1 protein-coding gene is annotated in these 1,301 nt (G+C 66.6%); it reads left to right on the top strand.

Annotation, left to right across the window (positions count from 1 at the left end; translation table 11 throughout):
* Positions 1–93 precede the first annotated feature (93 nt).
* A complete protein-coding gene (locus tag MLY01S_RS11875; protein WP_082740172.1) occupies positions 94–1,263 on the top strand; it encodes an IS1249 family transposase in 1,170 nt (389 codons plus the stop codon).
* Positions 1,264–1,301 lie beyond the last annotated feature (38 nt).

Genomic DNA, 1,301 nt, shown 5'->3' with positions numbered 1-1,301 from the left:
GGGTTATAGGCAGAAAAGTGTGTACACGATCGGCCTCTAGCCCAGTGATCATGCGAGCAACAGGGGGCTGAACATGCTCTGAGAGCATGTTCAGTGCCCCTTCCACGCAACCGACCGCACTGTGGTGTATGCGCCCAACCCCTGGTCAAGAACGGCAAGACCAGCGCCGGAACGACCCGCTACCGATGCCGCTGTTGCGGGGCCTCTGCCACCAGAGCCCGCGGCGAGATCACCGCAGCCGCGCAGCTGAGACTGTTCATCACCTGGCTGCTGAGCCCGGCAGGACAACACCGACTGCCGATGCCAGCACGCACCTTCCGAGCCCGCACCGCCTGGTGCTGGCGCGTGCCGCCTCCTCGCCCGACCCCTGACGGAGTGGTCCACCCGGTGCTGATGCTCGATGGCACCTACTTCCAGGGCTGGTGCGTGCTGATCGCCTACGACGGGACACACGTGATCGACTGGCAGTGGTGCGACAAGGAGTCCAAAGCAGCCTGGAGCGCTCTGCTGGACCGCATCCCCGCCCCGGGCATGGTCGTGATCGACGGCGGCACCGGGGCCGCCGCAGCGATTGCCGCCTCCTGGCCAGACACCCGAGTGCAGCGCTGCTACTTCCACATCTTCCAGGTCATCCGCCGGCACCTGACACTGACCCCACGCCTTCAACCCGGCCGGGAACTGCTGGCCCTGACCAAGGCTCTGATGAAGGTGCAGGACCTCGACGCGGCCGCGGCCTGGCTGGGCGAGTACGCCTCCTGGGACGCCCGCTGGGAACAGTTCCTGAAAGAACGCACCCACGCCGGCACCGGCGCAGCCCGACCAACAGGAATCCATGCCGGTGCCCGCTGGTGGTACACCCACCGCAGGCTGCGCCGAGCACGGGCGATGCTGCGCAGACTGATCAACCGCAACGAGCTGTTCACCTGGCTCGAACCGGCACTGCAAGAGCTGCAGAACGCAACGCTGCCGAGGACGACCTCACCACTGGAAGGAGGCCCGAACGCGGCGATCAAGGCCCTGCTGCGCGCCCACCGAGGCATGCGCACGGCCCACGCAGTGATCGCGGTGGACTGGCTGCTGAACTCGCTCACTGCCCACCCGATCGACCCGTGGAGCCTGGTCACCGATGAGTACAAGACCACCACTGGCCCACGACAGGCACCCATCGAGGAGCCACTGGGGCCAGCGCTCTACGACACCGGGTTCAGCTGGGAAGACGGCAACGGGATCCAGCACGGTTGGGGCGGCAGGCACAGGCCCTGACACGCCCGGGCCATACACACTTTTCTGCCTATAACCCC

Origin of the sequence: Micrococcus lylae NBRC 15355 (genome assembly GCF_001570885.1) — a bacterium.
GTDB classification, from domain to species: Bacteria; Actinomycetota; Actinomycetes; order Actinomycetales; family Micrococcaceae; genus Micrococcus; species Micrococcus lylae.
The sequence above is the reverse complement of the archived record's forward strand: the minus strand, read 5'-3'. Positions and strand labels throughout refer to the sequence as shown.